This is a genomic window from Catenovulum agarivorans YM01 (assembly GCF_000281085.1).
Classification (GTDB): domain Bacteria; phylum Pseudomonadota; class Gammaproteobacteria; order Enterobacterales; family Alteromonadaceae; genus Catenovulum; species Catenovulum agarivorans.
Map to the genome: position 1 here is coordinate 1 of NZ_JH767532.1, position 18312 is coordinate 18312.

The 18312-nt window shown below is 41.2% G+C and carries 18 protein-coding genes; 16 read left to right on the forward strand and 2 right to left on the reverse strand.

Annotated features, from left to right (window positions below; all coding sequences use genetic code 11):
* The first annotated feature begins 183 nt into the window (after positions 1-183).
* The 14 genes from WSC_RS0114810 (at position 184) to uvrY (ending at position 13877) form a co-directional block, all read left to right on the forward strand.
* Positions 184-663, forward strand: a complete 480-nt coding sequence (locus WSC_RS0114810; protein ID WP_016956728.1) for a VC2046/SO_2500 family protein — start codon at positions 184-186, stop codon at positions 661-663.
* A 63-nt stretch (positions 664-726) separates the two neighbouring features.
* A complete protein-coding gene (gene flhA, locus WSC_RS0114815; RefSeq protein ID WP_016956729.1) occupies positions 727-2880 on the forward strand; it encodes a flagellar biosynthesis protein FlhA in 2154 nt (717 codons plus the stop codon).
* Between the two features lie 66 nt (positions 2881-2946).
* Positions 2947-4350 carry a flagellar biosynthesis GTPase FlhF gene (gene flhF, locus WSC_RS0114820; RefSeq protein WP_016956730.1) on the forward strand — a complete coding sequence of 468 codons (1404 nt, stop codon included), beginning with the start codon at positions 2947-2949 and terminating at the stop codon, positions 4348-4350.
* Between the two features lie 15 nt (positions 4351-4365).
* Positions 4366-5220, forward strand: coding sequence for a MinD/ParA family protein (locus WSC_RS0114825; RefSeq protein WP_016956731.1), 855 nt, complete (start codon positions 4366-4368; stop codon positions 5218-5220).
* A 6-nt stretch (positions 5221-5226) separates the two neighbouring features.
* A complete protein-coding gene (locus WSC_RS0114830) occupies positions 5227-5949 on the forward strand; it encodes an RNA polymerase sigma factor FliA (RefSeq protein ID WP_016956732.1) in 723 nt (240 codons plus the stop codon).
* A 38-nt stretch (positions 5950-5987) separates the two neighbouring features.
* Complete coding sequence (gene cheY / locus WSC_RS0114835; protein WP_026016871.1) at positions 5988-6371, forward strand: chemotaxis response regulator CheY; 384 nt, start codon at positions 5988-5990, stop codon at positions 6369-6371.
* A 19-nt stretch (positions 6372-6390) separates the two neighbouring features.
* The gene (locus WSC_RS0114840) at positions 6391-7122 is read left to right on the forward strand and encodes a protein phosphatase CheZ (protein WP_016956734.1); all 732 of its coding nucleotides are present in this window, start codon (positions 6391-6393) and stop codon (positions 7120-7122) included.
* Between the two features lie 16 nt (positions 7123-7138).
* A complete protein-coding gene (locus WSC_RS0114845) occupies positions 7139-9409 on the forward strand; it encodes a chemotaxis protein CheA (RefSeq protein ID WP_016956735.1) in 2271 nt (756 codons plus the stop codon).
* A gap of 40 nt (positions 9410-9449) precedes the next feature.
* Positions 9450-10604: a protein-glutamate methylesterase/protein-glutamine glutaminase gene (locus tag WSC_RS0114850; protein ID WP_016956736.1), complete on the forward strand. Its 1155-nt coding sequence runs from the start codon at positions 9450-9452 to the stop codon at positions 10602-10604.
* Positions 10605-10617: 13 nt separating this feature from the next.
* Positions 10618-11391, forward strand: coding sequence for a ParA family protein (locus tag WSC_RS0114855; RefSeq protein ID WP_016956737.1), 774 nt, complete (start codon positions 10618-10620; stop codon positions 11389-11391).
* 4 nt (positions 11392-11395) lie between these two features.
* Positions 11396-12169, forward strand: a complete 774-nt coding sequence (locus tag WSC_RS0114860; protein WP_026016872.1) for a chemotaxis protein CheW — start codon at positions 11396-11398, stop codon at positions 12167-12169.
* A 20-nt stretch (positions 12170-12189) separates the two neighbouring features.
* A complete protein-coding gene (locus tag WSC_RS0114865) occupies positions 12190-12681 on the forward strand; it encodes a chemotaxis protein CheW (protein WP_016956739.1) in 492 nt (163 codons plus the stop codon).
* Between the two features lie 45 nt (positions 12682-12726).
* A complete protein-coding gene (locus tag WSC_RS0114870) occupies positions 12727-13098 on the forward strand; it encodes a DUF2802 domain-containing protein (RefSeq protein ID WP_157447311.1) in 372 nt (123 codons plus the stop codon).
* 134 nt (positions 13099-13232) lie between these two features.
* On the forward strand, positions 13233-13877 hold the full coding sequence (uvrY, locus tag WSC_RS0114875) for a UvrY/SirA/GacA family response regulator transcription factor (protein WP_016956741.1): 645 nt from the start codon (positions 13233-13235) through the stop codon (positions 13875-13877).
* 36 nt (positions 13878-13913) lie between these two features.
* Here the strand turns inward: uvrY and WSC_RS0114880 are convergent, their stop codons facing one another.
* A complete protein-coding gene (locus tag WSC_RS0114880; protein WP_016956742.1) occupies positions 13914-14552 on the reverse strand; it encodes a carbonic anhydrase in 639 nt (212 codons plus the stop codon).
* A 326-nt stretch (positions 14553-14878) separates the two neighbouring features.
* Entirely contained in the window at positions 14879-16549 is a 1671-nt protein-coding gene (locus WSC_RS0114885; RefSeq protein WP_016956743.1) for a SulP family inorganic anion transporter, read from the reverse strand.
* Between the two features lie 417 nt (positions 16550-16966).
* Here WSC_RS0114885 and WSC_RS0114890 point away from each other — a divergent pair, with 417 nt between their 5' ends.
* Both WSC_RS0114890 and WSC_RS24300 read left to right on the forward strand, forming a co-directional pair.
* Complete coding sequence (locus WSC_RS0114890; protein WP_016956744.1) at positions 16967-17791, forward strand: flagellin N-terminal helical domain-containing protein; 825 nt, start codon at positions 16967-16969, stop codon at positions 17789-17791.
* A gap of 78 nt (positions 17792-17869) precedes the next feature.
* Complete coding sequence (locus tag WSC_RS24300; protein WP_016956745.1) at positions 17870-18307, forward strand: flagellar protein FlaG; 438 nt, start codon at positions 17870-17872, stop codon at positions 18305-18307.
* Positions 18308-18312 lie beyond the last annotated feature (5 nt).

The following is an 18312-nucleotide window of genomic DNA, read 5'->3' on the forward strand; positions in this document are numbered from 1 at the left end:
GGCAGAGCCGTCAGATTTACAGTCTGATCCCTTTGGCCACTCGGGAACCCCTCCGGAAGACGCCGCGCATACTATCAAATTAAATTGTGCTGTAAAGCTTTTTTGTAAAAAAACTTAAGTTTTTTTTTCAAAGGCCGATGTAAAGAGTAACTTTTATTCATATTGATTAATTACTCAGCAAAAATGCAAATTATCAACGAAGGACATATTTCAAATTCGCTTAATCGCGCTTTGGAACAAAATCACCGCGGTGATTTTGCTTTGTTGTTAGCTATGCTGGATGAAAATGTTTGTGAAAACGCCCAATTTAAAATTGCTAAACAGCAACAACAAGCTTTTGAATCAGACGAAGCTTATTTAAAACAACAACTGGGTGTTGTTCATCAATATAAAGTGGCTGCAGACGATGCCGCTTTTGAATCAGCGCTTGACCAGAGTTATGCGTTAAATTTTGCAGGACTGGCAATGAATAAACTTGTTGCTTGTTTAAATCCGCCTGCGCTATCACAATTTAATGATAAAGCTAAAATCGACCAACATGTAATTGATAATTTATCATTACATGCGCGCAATCGTTTATTTGCATTACAGCAAGCAGCTGACGAACAGCAGCCAACTCAAACTGATCCCACTCTGTTATACGATATTCTTCAAGCGGTTTAAGCAGCCTGGCCTTATTTTTGCAGAGCTAGCCTCACTTATATGAGGGTGCTGGATTATTGACGTATGCAGTTAACGCAAACTTTGCAAAAATTTAATTTGAGTAAAGATAATTTCCAACAGATGACGGGCTTTGGTGTCGCATTTGTTGTTTTGGCCATACTTGCTATGGTTGTTTTACCTTTGCCGGCCATCCTATTAGACATTTTGTTTTCGTTTAATATCGCTTTGTCTATGGTGATATTGCTGGTGGTTATTTACACGTTAAAACCACTGGAATTTGGCGCTTTCCCGACGGTTATCTTAATTGCAACCGTTTTGCGTTTGGCATTAAACATTGCCTCTACCCGTATCGTTTTGCTTGAAGGCCACAATGGTGGTGATGCCGCCGGACAAGTTATCGCCTCTTTTGGTGAGGTGGTGATAGGTGGCAACTACGCAGTTGGTTTAGTTGTTTTTGCCATTTTAATGATTATTAACTTTAAAGTTGTGACTGCGGGTGCAGGTCGTATTTCTGAAGTAAGTGCTCGTTTTACCCTAGACAGTATGCCAGGTAAACAAATGGCGATAGATGCCGACTTAAACGCAGGTTTTATTAGCCAAGAAGAAGCGGTTGTACGCCGCAAAGAAATTACTGATGAAGCGGATTTTTATGGTTCTATGGACGGTGCGAGTAAATTCGTAAAAGGTGATGCGATAGCTGGTTTGTTGATCATGTTAATCAATATTGCCGGTGGTTTGATTATTGGCATGGTTCAGCACGATCTTAACTTTTCTGATGCAATTGAAATTTATACCTTATTAACTATAGGTGATGGTTTGGTTGCACAAATTCCATCACTTTTAATGTCGGTTGGCACTGCAATCATAGTTACGCGTCAAAATACTTCGGTCGATTTGGGCGATCAATTAACTGATCAGTTAGGTAACTCCAAAGCTTTATATATAGCCGCCGCTATTTTATTTGTTATGGGCATAGTGCCGGGTATGCCGCATATTGCATTTCTTGGTTTGGCTGCTGTAGTTGCGGGCGCGGCATATTGGCTGAATAAACAACGTAGTGAAGCACCTAAGTCAAAATCAGGTGCATTAATCAAAGGGCGCGATGGTAATAAAGCTGGTTCAGCCAATACTGGCAGCAAAGCACTTCCAGGAAATGCAGCACCTGCGGCAGAGCCTCAAGAAATCAGCTGGGATGATGTTCAACCTATGGATGTAATTGGTTTAGAAGTTGGCTATAGACTCATTCCTCTAGTGGATAAATCGCAAGGTGGTGAACTGCTTTCGCGCATTAAGGGTGTTAGGAAAAAAATGTCGCAAGAAATGGGCTTTTTGGTGCCTGCAGTACACATTCGCGACAACTTAGATTTATCACCAAATGTTTATCGAATTTCTCTAATGGGTGTAGTGATAGGCCAAGCTGAAATTTATCACGACAAAGAAATGGCGATCAATCCAGGGCAAGTATTTGGTAATCTTAAAGGGGTTAAAACAACAGATCCTGCATTTGGCCTAGAAGCTGTGTGGATTAACCCAGACCAACGCGAACAAGCTCAAACCCTAGGTTATACAGTAGTAGACGCTTCTACTGTAGTCGCGACTCACTTAAGTCAGTTGCTAACCAATAACGCATGGCAATTAATTGGCCATGAAGAAGCACAAAACTTAATGGATATGTTGGCGAAATCTTATCCTAAGTTGGTTGAAGGTTTAGTGCCTGACATCTTAAGTTTGTCGTGTGTCGTTAAAGTTATGCAAAATTTATTGTTTGAAGGTGTGGCAATTCGTGACATGCGCACCATAGTTCAAACCTTAGTTGAGTATGCACCTAAGAGCCAAGACCCCGATGTCTTAACGGCTGCGATAAGAATTTCGCTACGAAAATTAATTGTTCAAGAAATATCCAATGGCTTAGAAGAACTGCCTGTCATAACTTTGGCGCCAGAGTTGGAGCAAATATTGCATCAGTCTATGCAAGCAGGTGGAGCAGAAGGTGGTGGTATAGAACCAGGGCTTGCAGAGCGCATACAAAATGCCTTGCAAGAATCATCTCAACAACAAGAGATGAATGGTGAGCCATCAGTGTTATTAACCTCCGGCATACTAAGAAACGTGCTGGCTAGGTTTACCAAACACACTGTACCCGGATTACATGTGCTGTCGTATCAAGAGATACCGGATGATAAACAAATTCGTATCGTTCACTCGATAGGACAGTAACGTCAAATATTTGTCTGAGCATTGCTTTGTCCGTGCATAAAAATGTAGCGTGGCTGAGGAGGATTGATGAAAATTAAAAGGTTTGTAGCAAAAGATATTCGTTCGGCATTAAATCAAGTTAAAGCGACTTTAGGGCCAGATGCTGTCATTATGTCAAATACTAAAGTACCAGAAGGTATAGAGATAGTTGCAGCGATTGATGCTGAACCAGCACAGCAGGCTTCACAGCCAGTAGCCGCGGCACCAACTGCGCCTGTTCGTGAAGAAGCTGAAGAAATAAAAATGTCTGACAGCTTACAGTCTTTATTGCAACGTCAAAGCCAACCAGCACCTGCATATAGCCGTGAACAAAACAAACGTCAAGAAAGTGACATGCAAAAAAACTTACGTGCCAACAAACAACGTATGATGCGTTCACTTGCTGCTGCAGTTGACCAAGACGAAATGGAAGATGATTGGCGCAATTCGCCATTGTTGCAAGCTTCACAACCACAAACTCACGCAAAACCTGTGCAAGCACAAGCTCAACCTGAATCAAATAATGAAGAGCTAACATCGATTAAAGCTGAGATGGCTGAACTTAGAAGTTTATTACAACATCAAGTTTCTGGATTGATGTGGCAAGAAATGGCGCGTAGTGAACCGATTCGCGCTTATATTGTTGACCGTATGGTTAAAATGGGTATTTCAAGTGACGTTGCCGATCAAATCGCTAGCTTTTTACCAAGTGACATAGATCAAAATGAAGCTTGGGAACATGCATTAGACTTATTAACCAATCAAATTAATGTAACTAACAATGACATTATGCGTCGTGGTGGTGTAGTGGCATTATTAGGGCCAACTGGTGTGGGTAAAACAACCACAGTGGCTAAGTTAGCTGCGCATTTTGCGAAAAAACATGGTGCAGACTCAGTTGCTTTAGTAACAACCGATACCTATCGCATCGGCGCACATGAACAATTGCAAACTTATGCGAAGATTATTGGTTGTCCGTGTAAGGTCGTATCTCATTCAGAAGAATTGGCTGATACACTTCATCAGTTACGTAATCGTAAACTAGTATTAATTGACACAGCGGGCGTTGGTCAACGTGATTTACGTTTAGCTGAACAATTAGATAGCCTGATGAAATCAACTAATGTTAAGATTCGAAGTTATTTAGTATTACAGGCTACAGCACAGCGTCGTGTTTTAATGGAAGCTGTACAACAATTTAAACGAATTTCGTTATCAGGTTGTATTTTCACCAAATTAGATGAAAGCATGAGTTTGGGAGAAATTATTAGTGTTGCCATTCAAAATGCCCTGCCAATCGGGTATCTTACTGATGGTCAGCGCGTGCCAGAGGATATAAAAGCAGCAAGTGCACAGTATTTAACCGATAAGGCAGCCGGATTAATGGACGAAAGAGATTTTTCTCATCCATACTGGTTTACAGATGGCGCAAGACAGCCTATATATAAATAAGAATTTATGAAGATAATGAACCAGTTAGGTGATCAGGCCAATGGCCTTCGAAATATGAAGCAAAAAAGAGTAAAAGTAATTGCAGTCACAGGCGGCAAAGGTGGCGTTGGTAAAAGCAATGTATCGCTGAATATGGCTGTTGCAATGGCACAGCAAGGCAAGCGTGTACTCGTTTTTGATGCTGACTTAGGTTTAGCTAATGTTGACGTAATGTTGGGATTGCGTGTAGAGAAGAATTTATCTCATTTATTAGCGGGAGAATGTGGCTTAGATGACATATTGTTAACAGGTCCACATGGTATTCAAATTGTCCCCGCTACTTCTGGTACACGTAATATGGTTGAGCTAACGCCACAGGAGCACGCTGGCTTAATCCGAGCATTTAGTGAATTGCAAAAAGATTTTGATGTATTAATTGTTGATACCGCAGCAGGTATTTCTGACATGGTGCTGAGTTTTTCCCGTGCAGCACAAGATGTTATGGTTGTGGTATGTGATGAACCCACCTCAATTACAGATGCTTACGCATTAATGAAAGTATTGAATCGCGACTTTGGCGTATTTCGTTTCAAAATAGTTGCCAACATGGTTCGTTCAATGCGTGAAGGTCAAGAATTATTTGCTAAACTATCCAAAGTGACAGATAGATTTTTAGATGTAGCCATTGAATTGGTTGCAATAATCCCGTTTGACGAAAACATTAGAAAATCGGTCAGACGACAGAAAACAATCGTAGATGCGTTTCCGAAATCACCTGCCGCTATTGCGTTTAAAACCTTAGCCGCAAAAGCGGGACGTTGGCCCATACCAGATAATGCTACTGGGCATCTAGAATTTTTCATTGAACAATTGGTTGCACCAGGAGCTTAGTCTGTTGTGAATAAAGTGGCGGCTTACCAAACTGTAGATCAAAAACAGGCATTGGTGGAAATGCATGCTGGTTTAGTTAAACGCATTGCTCATCATATGATGGCTCGTTTACCCGCCAGCGTTCAGGTTGATGACCTGATTCAAGCTGGCATGATAGGTTTGCTTGAAGCTTCGAAAAATTTTGATGGTAGTAAAGGCGCAAGTTTTGAAACTTTCGCTGGTATTCGAATTCGAGGTGCAATGTTAGACGAGATCCGTCGTGGTGATTGGGCGCCTCGTTCTGTTCACAAAAATAGCCGCATGATTTCACAGGCTATTGCCGAAGTAGAAAAAGAAACTGGCCGGGATGCTAGAGACGCAGAAGTTGCTGAAAAACTTGATATTTCGTTAGATGAGTACCATCATATTTTAAATGATGTAAATTGTGGCAAAATAATTGGCATCGAAGATTTAGGCGTCACCGAAGACGTTATCGGCAGCCCTGACAGCAAAAATGCTGATGAGCCGTTTGAAGATATGGCTCATGGCGCTTTCCAAGGCGCCTTAGTCAAGGCAATTGAAACTTTACCTGAAAGGGAAGCTTTAGTTTTATCCTTGTACTATGATGAAGAATTAAACTTAAAAGAAATCGGTGCAGTGTTGGATGTAAGTGAGTCGCGCGTCAGTCAGATTCACAGCCAAGCTATGCACAGGTTAAAAGCCAGGCTAAAAAGCTGGCAACAGATATAAATTGATTTGCTACATAATAATCGCGAGCGGAGGAAGCTTTGGACAAGAATATGAAAGTGCTAGTTGTAGACGATTTCTCAACTATGCGACGCATTATTAAAAACTTACTGCGAGACCTAGGTTTTACGAATGTGTCAGAAGCAGATGACGGCGCTACCGCCTTGCCTATGTTGCAAAATGGTGATTTTGAATTTGTTGTAACAGATTGGAATATGCCAGGCATGCAAGGTATTGACTTACTAAGAGCCATTCGTGCTGATGCTAAGTTAAAACATATCCCTGTTTTAATGGTAACGGCCGAAGCGAAAAAAGAACAGATTATTGCAGCAGCTCAAGCTGGTGTGAATGGGTATATAGTTAAACCATTTACCGCAGCAACCTTAAAAGAGAAGCTCGATAAGATATTTGAACGTTTAGGTTAAGTGGTTTAGGAGAATTCTATTGTTGCCAAATGCTCCTAAAATCAGTTTGGAAGATGCTAGACGGTTAGTTGCAAGCCTTGAACAAGGTGATAACGACACCGCCAATCAAATTATTGACTCCGCTACGCAAGCAGCGTCTGTAGAGCTTTTTGAAGAAGTAGGCAAGCTGACGCGACAGTTACACAACTCAATTGGCGATTTTCAATTAGATGTGAGAATTGCCGACTTAGCGACAGAAGATATTCCGGATGCTAAAAACCGTTTAAGTTATGTGATGGAAATGACCGAAAAAGCAGCCAATAAAACTATGGATGCTGTTGAGGATTGTTTGCCTATTGCAGAAGGTTTAGACGATAACATTAAAGATATAATTCCAACTTGGGATAAATTAATGAACCGCCAAATTGAGCTGAGTGAATTTAAAACACTTTGCCACGATGTCGATAGTTTATTAAAGAAATCCCAAGGTGATGCCGAAAGCTTAAAGACGCGATTAAACGATGTATTAATGGCTCAAGACTTTCAAGATTTAACAGGCCAGGTCATTCGTCGAGTAATTGAATTAGTAAAAGAAGTAGAAGATAACTTAATTCATTTACTTACAGTATTTGGTGAACCACAACCAACCGAAAAAACAGACAAAGCCGTTAATGAAGGTCCTGAAGGGCCGATAATTGACGCGGAAGAAAGGGTGGATGCGGTTTCCAATCAAGATGAAGTAGATGATCTTTTGTCGAGTTTAGGTTTTTAATTAGGGGACAGGTTCCATGGGCTTTGATGTAGATGAAGATATATTGCAGGATTTTTTGGTCGAAGCGGCTGAAATTCTGGAACAGTTATCTGAGCAGCTGGTGGAGCTAGAGAATAATCCAGAAGATTCTGATTTATTAAATGCTATCTTCCGTGGCTTTCATACAGTTAAAGGTGGTGCTGGGTTTTTAGCCATGACAGCTTTAGTTGATGCTTGTCATGGTGCTGAGAACGTTTTTGATATTTTACGCAAAGGCCAGCGTGAAGTTACCCCAGAATTAATGGATGTTATTTTACAAGCGTTGGACACAATCAACGTGATGTTTGCACAGATTCAAAATAGAGAAACGCCAGAGCCTGCCGATCCTCAATTATTAGATACTTTGCACAAACTCAGCGAACCAGCGTCCGCGGATGACGCGACTTTTTCTGCACCAGCACCGACCTTAGACCAAGCTATTGGTGACGACTCGATTGAATTTTTTGACTCAGCTTTAGAAGAGCCCGAGACTGTGCAAACGTCGACAGGTGATTCTTCAGCGCCATTAGATGAAATAACCGACGATGAATTTGAGAAGTTGCTGGATCAATTACATGGTGCCAATAAAGGGCCAACAAGTACTGGCTCGCCAGCGCCTGCACCAGCACCTGCTGTCGCCGCAGTTTCAGCTTCATCTAGTGATGAAATAACTGATGATGAATTTGAAGCTCTGTTGGATGAATTACATGGTAAAGGCCAGTTTACTTCCAATGACGCTGCTCCAGCGCCGTCAACAGCACCATCACCTACAGTTTCAAGTTCAGGTGATGATATTTCAGATGACGAATTTGAAGCTTTATTAGATCAATTACATGGTAAACGGAAAGGACCTTCTGCTGAATCAGCTCCTGCGCCTGCTGCACCTGCACCTGCACCTAGCCCAGCAGCCAAAGCGCCTGCTCCGACTCCTGCTGCAAAAATGCCAGCTCCAAGCCCTGCACCTAAAGCCGCACCAGCTCCGAGCCCAGCAGCAGCTAAAGCGCCCGCTGCTAGCCCAGCTCCTGCAGCAAAAACTCCTGCACCAGCAGCTGCTGTAGCTGAAAAGAAAAAAGCGCCTGCCCCAGCGCCTGCAGCTGAAACAACAGTGCGGGTTGACACTAAACGTCTAGACCAAATTATGAATATGGTTGGTGAACTCGTATTAGTACGTAATCGTTTGGTTAGTTTAGGCATAAATGTAAACGACGAAGATATGTCCAAAGCAATTGCGAATTTGGATGTCGTCACTGGGGATTTGCAAGGTGCGGTAATGAAAACGCGCATGCAGCCAATCAAAAAAGTATTTGGTCGTTTTCCGCGTGTGGTACGTGACTTAGCTCGTTCATTAAACAAAGAAATAACTTTGTTGTTAGAAGGTGAAGAAACCGATTTAGATAAAAACTTGGTTGAAGCTTTGGCTGATCCATTGGTCCATTTAGTGCGCAACTCAGTTGATCACGGTATTGAAATGCCAGATGTTAGGGCCGCAAATGGTAAAGTTCGTTGTGGTACGGTTAAATTGTCCGCATCGCAAGAAGGGGATCATATTTTGTTAACCATCGCGGACGATGGTGCAGGTATGGATCCAGAAAAACTCAAAGAAAAAGCAGTCAAGAACGGTATTTTAGATGCGGATGCGGCAACTCGCATGTCAGATTCTGAGGCATACAATTTAATTTTCGCGCCAGGTTTTTCTACTAAAGAGCAGATCTCAGATATTTCTGGTCGTGGTGTGGGCATGGACGTTGTTAAAACGAAAATTACTCAGCTTAACGGCTCTGTTGTTATTAAATCTGAAAAAGGCGTAGGTACTCAATTAGATATTAAAGTGCCGTTAACCTTGGCTATTCTGCCAACCTTGATGGTGATAGTTTCAGGGCAAACTTTTGCATTGCCACTTGCTGGAGTCAGCGAAATTATCAATCTAGACTTGAAAAAAACCAATACGGTTGACGGTCAGTTAACTATGATAGTGCGTAAAAAAGCAATTCCGCTGTTTTATTTGCAAGATTGGTTAACCCGTAATGACAAAAAGCAGAAACGCGGCAATCGCAAAGTGGGTCACGTAGTTGTGGTTCAAGTTGGCGCGGGTAAACAGGTTGGTTTTGTTGTTGATTCTTTAATCGGCCAAGAGGAAGTGGTGATCAAGCCACTTGATGCATTGCTGCAAGGCACGCCGGGTATGGCAGGTGCTACCATTACTAGTGATGGTGGAATAGCACTTATTTTAGATGTGCCTGGCATGTTAAAAAAGTACGCTAAACGCTGATTTAGTTTAGTTAGCTCTGGATAAATTTAAGGCGGAGTTCATGCCGATTCGTGTTTTGGTAGTAGACGACTCAAGTTTTTTTAGAAGGCGAGTGTCGGAAATAATAGATCAAGATCCAGACTTGACTGTTGTGGATACTGCATTAAACGGTAAAGACGCTTTAGAAAAAACTATAAAGCTTAAACCTGACGTTATTACTATGGATGTTGAGATGCCTGTAATGGATGGTATCTCTTCGGTGCGTGAGATAATGAAAAAGTATCCCACGCCAATTTTAATGTTTTCGTCGTTGACGCATGATGGCGCACAAGCAACGCTTGATGCACTTGAAGCTGGCGCTTTAGATTTTTTACCGAAAAAATTTGAAGATATCGCGCGCAATAAAGACGAAGCTGTCAATTTGTTGCAGACTCGAATAAAGCAAATTTCTAAACGACGCATAAGTATGCGTATGGCTGCACTTAAGTCTGCTGGTACAAACAGATTTGCGACTCGAAGCCAGATAGCGTCTAGAGTAGAAAAGAAAGAGTCTATCGCCAGCGAGCAATCCAATCGAGCTCAATTAGAAGCAATTCAATCTAAGCGCAGAGCTGCTAGCCCAAGTAAAAATGCTGGTAATTATAAAGTTGTTGCGATCGGTACATCGACAGGTGGTCCTGTTGCGTTACAAACCATTTTAACTAAATTACCAAAAAGCTTTCCTACACCCATTTTGTTGATTCAACATATGCCTGCTGCATTTACTGCCGCATTTGCTGCAAGGTTAGATAGCATGTGTGAAATATCAGTTAAAGAAGCGCAGAATGGTGAAGTGTTGAAAGCTGGTTGTGCTTATTTAGCACCCGGCGGCAAACAAATGATAGTAGATGGCGTCGGCTCTGGGGCGAAGATTTTAATTAAGGAAGATAACTCAGATAGATTAACCTATAAACCGAGTGTTGATGTTACCTTTGCTTCTGTTGGTAAAGCTTATAAAGGCCAAGTTCTTGCACTGATTTTGACCGGTATGGGCGCAGATGGCAGAGATGGAGCTAAATTTTTGCAGCAGCAAGGAGCGACGATATGGGCGCAAGATGAAGATTCTTGTGTTGTGTATGGAATGCCACAAGCTGTTGCTAGTGCAGGAATTTCTTCAGAGTCTATTGCATTAAACCAAATGGCTGACAGAATAAAGAACGAATTTAGTTTGCAATGATTAAGGGTCACTTTTGATAGTTTGGACGATTGCCAATCAAAAAGGAGGCGTTGGCAAAACAACGACAACGGTCACGTTAGGTGGGATCCTTGCTGAACGTGGCAAGCGGGTATTATTAATAGATACTGATCCACATGCATCTTTGACCTATTATTTTGGTATTGATTCCGAAGAGTTAGACAACAGTGTTTTTGATTTGTTTGTTAAACGCAATTCAATGAACAAAGAGCAGCTGTTGCAAATGTTGTGTCCAACGTCTATTGCAAACATGGACATTTTACCTGCCACTATGGCACTTGCGACTTTAGACAGACGCATGGGTAATCAAGGGGGCATGGGACTGGTCCTTAAAAAAGCAATTAAACTTTTGCAAGACGAATATGACTACGCGCTAATTGATTGTCCACCAGTGTTAGGTGTACTCATGGTTAATGCGCTAGCTGCGTGTGAACGTATATTGGTGCCAGTGCAGACTGAATTTTTGGCATTAAAAGGTTTAGAAAGAATGATGAGAACCTTGTTTTTAATGGCAAAATCTCAAAAAAAGCATTATAAGTACACTATAGTACCAACTATGTTTGATAAGCGTACTCGAGCATCGTTAGAAGCTTACAAAGAATTGAAGAAAGTATACGGTGATGACGTTTGGTCCAGCGTAATACCGGTCGATACCAAATTTCGTGATGCTAGTTTAGAGCAGTTGGTACCTTCAATGTATGCGCCTAAATCACGAGGTGTATTCGCATACAACTCGTTATTAACATTTGTATCGGAGTTAGATGATTAGGGCCATGAGTAAAGGTGTATTTGCAAATGAAGAGGTGATGGAGGAGTATCTCAACGCTTTGTTAACCGAAGACGTTGATATTTCTGTAACACCTGCACCAAAAGCTCAAGAAAAAGTGGTAGCGAAAGAAATCGTTCGACCCTATGCACCTGCAGCAGAACGTGTAAAACCAGTTGAAGAACTGCTAAAACAAGTTGAAATACCTGTTGAGCCAATTGTTCCGCCTGCACCTGTTGTAGAAGAACCAAAAGTTATTGAACAAACAGTTGTCGTTGAAGAGTTGGAATTAACCCCTCCGCCACCAACAACACCTGAAAAATCGATTCCAGTCGAAGATTTTCAAGCGCTGTATTTTGAGGTTGCAGGTTTAGTGTTAGCTGTACCATTAACCGAGTTAGGTGGTATACATAACCTCGCTGACGTTTCACCTTTGTTTGGTAAACCTAAGTGGTTTAAAGGTTTGATGATCCACAGAGAACAAAAAATTAATGTAGTGGATAGTGCACTGTGGGTGATGCCAGAAAAATATAATGACGAGTTAGCGGATTCATTAGACTATAAATATTTAATTATGTTAGGTGACAGTAATTGGGGACTAGCCTGTGAAGGATTAGTTAATACAGTGACAATGGCACCTGAGGATATTAAGTGGCGCACTTCTGATAGCAAACGCCCTTGGTTAGCGGGTTTGGTCAAAGAGAAAATGTGTGCTTTACTGGATGTTAAACAGTTGATTCAATTATTAGAGCAAGGCTTAAATAGCCTTGATAAAAAATGACACTAGTCGGAGCTTAGAATATGAATAGTGCAAGCAGAAATACTGTGGCAGATGCGGCCGATAATGAGATATTGCAGTGGGTTACTTTTAAGTTAGACGATGAAACCTATGGTATCAATGTAATGCAAGTACAAGAAGTACTACGTTACTCTGAAATCGCTCCAGTTCCAGGCGCACCTGATTATGTTCTTGGGATCATTAACTTACGTGGTAATGTTGTCACTGTAATAGATACGCGCTCGCGTTTTGGATTAAATCCATCTGAAGTAACCGACAACTCCCGCATTGTGATTATTGAAGCAGAAAAACAAGTTATCGGCATCCTAGTGGATAGTGTTGCTGAAGTGGTTTATTTAAAATCATCTGAAATCGACAGTGCACCAAACGTTGGCACTGAAGAAAGTGCCAGATTCATCCAAGGTGTATCTAACCGAGGTAGCGAATTATTGATTCTTGTTGACTTAAATAAACTATTAAGTGACGAAGAGTGGGATGAACTTAGTACTTTCTAAGCGCATATGGAAATTATGATTTTATCGGGCTGCATTGGTGTTCTAATGCTGGCCCTTATGGTTGCTTTTTATTTAATAAAACAGCTCAAGCGTCAATTAGTTGATGCCAACGCTTCGTTATCTGAGCAACTGAGCCAATTTGAGCGAGATGTCAAAATAATTAAGCTTGAACTTGAAGAGGCGCGGCAATCAAGTGTTGGTGTAGGGAAAACAGTGAAAACTTTAGGCCAATACTTTGCGCAACTTGAACAAAAATTTAACGAAGTTGAGTTATTTGAGCCTGAATCTAAGTTGTATAGTCGCGCAGCTAAGTTGGCAGAGAAGGGCGCTTCGGTCGACGAAATTATGGCTGAATGCGAAATACCAAGAGCAGAAGCTGAGTTAGTCCTGTCATTGCGCAACAAAGTTACGCGATAAATCGCTAATCTGTTATCTAATTCTTTACTTTTGTTGACGTTTCTATAACAATCTTTTTAGTACCTAGGGTAAATTAGGTGAGATATGACTAGCTGGGAAGCTAACCTGAATACAATAATTAATCGGAGTCTGAGTTGATAAACATACTATTGGTCGACGACCATGAATTAGTACGTACAGGGATTAATCGGATTTTAAGCGAAGTCCGCGGTATTAAAGTTGTTGGCGAGGCACAGACTGGCGAAGAAGCGGTGCAGTTTTGCCGGAAAAATAATCCGGATATTGTGTTGATGGATATGAATATGCCCGGTATTGGAGGGATGGAAGCGACTAAAAAGATAGTGCGCTATTGTCCAGACACCAAAGTTATCTTTCTGACCATACACACTGAAAATCCGATTCCTGCTAAGGTCATGCAAATAGGCGCAGCTGGTTATTTAACAAAAAGTGCGGCACCAGATGAAATGATCAAAGCAATTCGTCTTGTCCAGTCTGGTCAAAGGTACATAGCACCTGATATTGCACAGCAAATTGCCTTGTCTCAATTTGGTGGGCAAGATGAAAACCCATTTGATGTATTATCAGAGCGTGAATTGCAAATCATGATGATGATTACCCGTGGTGAAAAGGTACAAGACATCTCAGAGCAACTCAATTTGAGTTCAAAAACAGTAAATAGCTATCGCTATCGAATGTTTGAAAAATTGAAAATTAGTGGTGATGTTGAATTAACCCATTTAGCGATTAAATATCGTATGTTAGATACTAACGATTTATAGAGGGTAATCTCATTACGAGACTATCCTCTTTGAGGGTTATTTATCTAAGAATTCTGGATAAGCCTGTTCTAACGACACAAATATATCGTCTAGCTCGTTGTAAACCTTCACCTTGCCATTTTTAATGTCGTACACCCAGCCGTGAATACTGACTGTTTTTTGTGCTAACTGCACTGCCACAGCAGGATGGGTTTTTAAATGTAGCATTTGCATTACTACATTTGCTTCTATCACGTCGTTCATGTGCGCTGGCTCCAATTTTCCATATTTAGCTTTGACGATTTCGCCAGCGGCACGGCAATGACCAAGCCAGTTTTTGACATGTGGTACGGCATCCAATCCTGCTGGATCAATTACACCTCTCATCGCGCCACAGTCGGTATGGCCGCATATAACAATATGTTTAACACCTAGTATGGTTACAGCAAACTCAATGGATGCTGTCATGCCACCAGTTGCATTGCTATGTGGAGGCACCACGTTGCCGGCATTGCGGCAGATAAATAGGTCACCAGGCTCGGCATTAGTTAATAGGTTTGGGTCAATGCGCGAGTCGGCGCAGGTGATAAATAGCACTTCAGGGCTTTGACCATTGGCTAACTCTTTAAACAAAGCTTTGCGCTCTGGGTAGCCATGTTGCTGGAACTTTTTTACACCACGAACTATCTCTTCCATTTTAACCTCATTTTATTGGCTCTGAGCTTTAGTGCCTGTTGTAGCATATATTAACCTCAGTTGCGCATAATCAAAATTGCCCAATATGTCTATTTTTCCATCTCTCTGCGTTATTTTTACTACTAATAACCAGCTATTAGATACATAAAAATGCCTTGATAGATGAAAAACTATCCGCATTGGATCGTAAAGATAAACGAGTTACTGTTAAAACGCATAAATTTACTTCAACTCTGCTTACGCGCAGCTGAGGTTATATTAATAATGTCTCTGCAGCCTTATTTGCAAATATAAAAAAAGCGCCGTGAAATGGCGCTTTTTAAAATTTAAGCTTGAAGGCTTGCTTCTGAGACATTGCCGTGTCGAAGCAGGTATTCATTGGCTCTAAGTAAAGCTTGTTCTCGAGAACGGACAAACATCTCTTCGGATAGCTGTCCGTCACTCATTCCGCATAGCTTGCTTTTGTTTGCTTCCAATTGATAAATCACACAAACTTGTTTGTTGGCGTCGAGCGATTCCAAAATCATATTTTCAATCGACAGTGATATCGTATCGTCAATTAATGACACATCACTTAAATCAATAATAATGGAGTCGTGATTCTCAATCGATGAACGTTCACGTGCAAGCGCTTTAGATACACCAAAAATCATAGGGCCACTTAAGTAAAAATATAATATTTTGCCTTTACCTTGATTAAGTAGTTCGCGCTCAGCTTTGTTTAACGGTAACTCATCATCCATATCAGAAATCGCTTTAATTTGTTGTGATTGGCTGCGACTCAATTTCTCAATAATAATGATATTCGCCACAAATAAACCAATACCAACGGCAACCATAAGATCAACTAGTACGGTTAGGGTTAACACAGAGTACATAATTAGCGTTGATTGCCACGATACTCTATGAGCACGTTTGATAAAGCTCCAGTCTAGTATATCGACACCCACTTTAACGGCTATACCGGCTAACACAGCTAATGGGATAACACTAATTAAAGATGCTGCACCAAAGATCGCAACCGCCAATACGACTACTCGCGTGACGCCAGACCATGCTGTGCGTGCACCCGCTTGAATGTTAACTACAGTGCCCATAGTTGCACCTGCGCCCGGTAAACCGCCGAATAAACCTGAAATTAGGTTACCTAAACCTTGACCTATAAGTTCTTTGTTTGACTTATGTTCAGTTCTGGTGAGGTTGTCGGCAATAACGGAAGTTAGCATTGAATCAATACAACCCAACATGCCTAACACGGCCGCTTCAACAACCATTCTTTGCCATTGGCTCGCGGTGAAAGTTGGTAAAACTAACTCGGGTAAACTAACTGAAACTTCACCTATGCGGCGGATGTCTGCGCCGTCAATAAAATAAATTGAAGCTAGGGTAATAAAGACTAAAGCAATTAATTGCGCTGGGATAATACGGGTAATTTTACTAGGGGTTAAAAATAGTAGCGCGAGTGTAGCTACAAATAGAGAAAATTCTGCAATGCTGATATTCGCGAAAATGTCTGGTAAATTGCCTAATGTACCTATCACACCGCCACTCGGTGATGATTGGCCGAGAGCTGGCGCCAACTGCATAATTATCAGAATACACCCTATACCTGACATAAAGCCAGAAACAACGCTGTAGGGCATTAAGGTAATATATTTACCGAGTTTGAGCGCGCCAAAGAGTATTTGAAATACGCCCGCCATCATTACAACGGTAAATGCCATGGCAACACCATTTTCGGGATCTGCCGCGATGAAAGAAGCTATGACAGCAGTCATAAGTACTGTCATTGGGCCTGTAGGCTCTGAAATTAGAGTGGGTGTTCCGCCAAAAATTGCAGCGAACAAACCAACAAGTAATGCACCATATAAACCTGCCTCTGGCCCTAAACCTGAAGCAACGCCAAATGTTAGTGCAAGTGGAAGCGACACTATTGCAGCAGTAATACCACCCAATATATCGCCGCGTATATTTTGCTTGTTGAACAGATTAAACATATAAAAGCGACCTCCTCTGCGAGCGCCATTCTATATAAATTGAGCTGAATGTAAATTCAATGGTTAATCATTCTTGCTGGTTTGAAGATGTGGCTATCGCAAAAAATATCCAAATAAACCTGACAATTTTCGATTTTACCGGATAAATAATTTAGTTTATTTGCAGGATATGATTTGATTTTTATTCCACTTCATTGATTTTTAAAAAGAAAATTAATTTAAAAAAAATAGAAAAAAAAGCTAAAGGATATTCAGAAAGTGCCGATAACTTTTAATGAGGGGAAATATAAATTTTGAAATGAGGTTGAGGGGCCGACTTTCAAAGCTTTAGAGGTGACTCGAAAGAGTTAAATTTTTGGCGAACTGACTTTGCACAGGTTTGAGGGAACCTAAAGCAGTTCTCAGGAGGTAACTACTATGGGTATGTTCGTAAATACTAATGTTTCATCGTTGAACGCACAGCGTCAATTGATGGACTCTTCAGATCGTTTAAATACTTCATTTGAACGTTTGTCTTCGGGTTTCCGTATTAACCGTGCCGCTGATGACGCTGCTGGTATGCAAATTGCGGCTCGTATGACCAGCCAAATTGAAGGTTTGAATCAAGCGGTACGTAACGCAAATGACGGTATTTCAGTAGTGCAAACTGCTGAAGGTGCAATGCAAGAAATTACGTCTTCTTTGCAACGTATTCGTCAATTAGCGGTTCAATCGCAAAACGGTATCAACAGCTCTGCTGACCGTACTGCGTTACAGAAAGAAGTTTCAGCTCTTAAAACTGAAATTAGCCGTATTGGTGCAAATACACAGTTCGCAGGTGTGGATTTGTTAACAGGTACTTATTCAGCTGCATTCTTAGTGGGTGCAAACGGTGGTCAAACTATTTCTGTAAACTTATCTCGTTCAGGTGGTTATGGTGCATCTGGTTTAAGTTTAGCGAGTTTGTCCGTTGCAACTACAGGCGATGCTTCTGCTGCGTTAACATCAATCGATGCAGCTATCTCTACAATCGGTGGAGCACGAGCGGACCTAGGTGCGTTGCAGAACCGTTTTCAATCTACTATCCGTAACTTAAGTAACGTTATTGAAAATGTATCGTCAGCACGTTCACAAATTCGTGATACTGACTTTGCGACAGAAACAGCTGAATTAACACGTAATCAAATTGTGCAACAAGCAAGTTTGTCAGTTTTAAGTCAAGCGAACCAACGTCCACAAAGTGCATTATCTTTATTAGGTTAATGTAAGTTTGTTTTAGTAAGGCTTTTAAACCCTTTGTTTATTAGCCTTGCCAATAAACTGAGTTAACGGAGGTGATTTATGGATGTGCAATTAGAAAAAAGTGGCAGTCTATTTGCTTACGCAAGTAATGATCTGAATTCAGGTCGTTATACTGCGGAAAATCGCCAAAATTCCGACGATTCGGTTGCATCAACTGCTAACGATCCTACAATAAAAGTAACAGAATCGACTAAAGTTGCTGAGACTGAAGCCGATAACCTTATTGAGGGTAGTGAAAGCATTTTAGATAATGCTGTTGCTGAAGTATCTGAATTTATTAACGCGCAGAATCGTCAGTTAAATTTTGATTATGATGATTCAAGCAATAGATCAGTTATAAAAGTAACAGATTCCGAATCGGGTGAAATTATTCGCCAAATACCATCGGAAGAAATGTTGAAGTTAGCACAACGTATTAGTGAACTGCGATCTGATGCAGGCGAAGCAATAGGGGTGCTGATTAACCGCGAAGTCTAATCTTT

Bases quoted from the DNA above. Each gene is read 5' to 3' on its own strand.
- WSC_RS0114825 (WP_016956731.1), top strand. From the start codon at position 4,366: ATGAACCAGTTAGGTGATCAGGCCAATGGCCTTCGAAATATGAAGCAA.
- WSC_RS0114880 (WP_016956742.1), bottom strand. From the start codon at position 14,552: ATGGAAGAGATAGTTCGTGGTGTAAAAAAGTTCCAGCAACATGGCTAC.
- flhF (WP_016956730.1), top strand. From the start codon at position 2,947: ATGAAAATTAAAAGGTTTGTAGCAAAAGATATTCGTTCGGCATTAAAT.
- WSC_RS0114810 (WP_016956728.1), top strand. From the start codon at position 184: ATGCAAATTATCAACGAAGGACATATTTCAAATTCGCTTAATCGCGCT.
- WSC_RS0114885 (WP_016956743.1), bottom strand. From the start codon at position 16,549: ATGTTTAATCTGTTCAACAAGCAAAATATACGCGGCGATATATTGGGT.
- WSC_RS0114890 (WP_016956744.1), top strand. From the start codon at position 16,967: ATGGGTATGTTCGTAAATACTAATGTTTCATCGTTGAACGCACAGCGT.
- WSC_RS0114865 (WP_016956739.1), top strand. From the start codon at position 12,190: ATGAATAGTGCAAGCAGAAATACTGTGGCAGATGCGGCCGATAATGAG.
- WSC_RS0114845 (WP_016956735.1), top strand. From the start codon at position 7,139: ATGGGCTTTGATGTAGATGAAGATATATTGCAGGATTTTTTGGTCGAA.
- flhA (WP_016956729.1), top strand. From the start codon at position 727: ATGCAGTTAACGCAAACTTTGCAAAAATTTAATTTGAGTAAAGATAAT.
- WSC_RS0114870 (WP_157447311.1), top strand. From the start codon at position 12,727: ATGCTGGCCCTTATGGTTGCTTTTTATTTAATAAAACAGCTCAAGCGT.
- WSC_RS24300 (WP_016956745.1), top strand. From the start codon at position 17,870: ATGGATGTGCAATTAGAAAAAAGTGGCAGTCTATTTGCTTACGCAAGT.
- WSC_RS0114860 (WP_026016872.1), top strand. From the start codon at position 11,396: ATGAGTAAAGGTGTATTTGCAAATGAAGAGGTGATGGAGGAGTATCTC.
- WSC_RS0114850 (WP_016956736.1), top strand. From the start codon at position 9,450: ATGCCGATTCGTGTTTTGGTAGTAGACGACTCAAGTTTTTTTAGAAGG.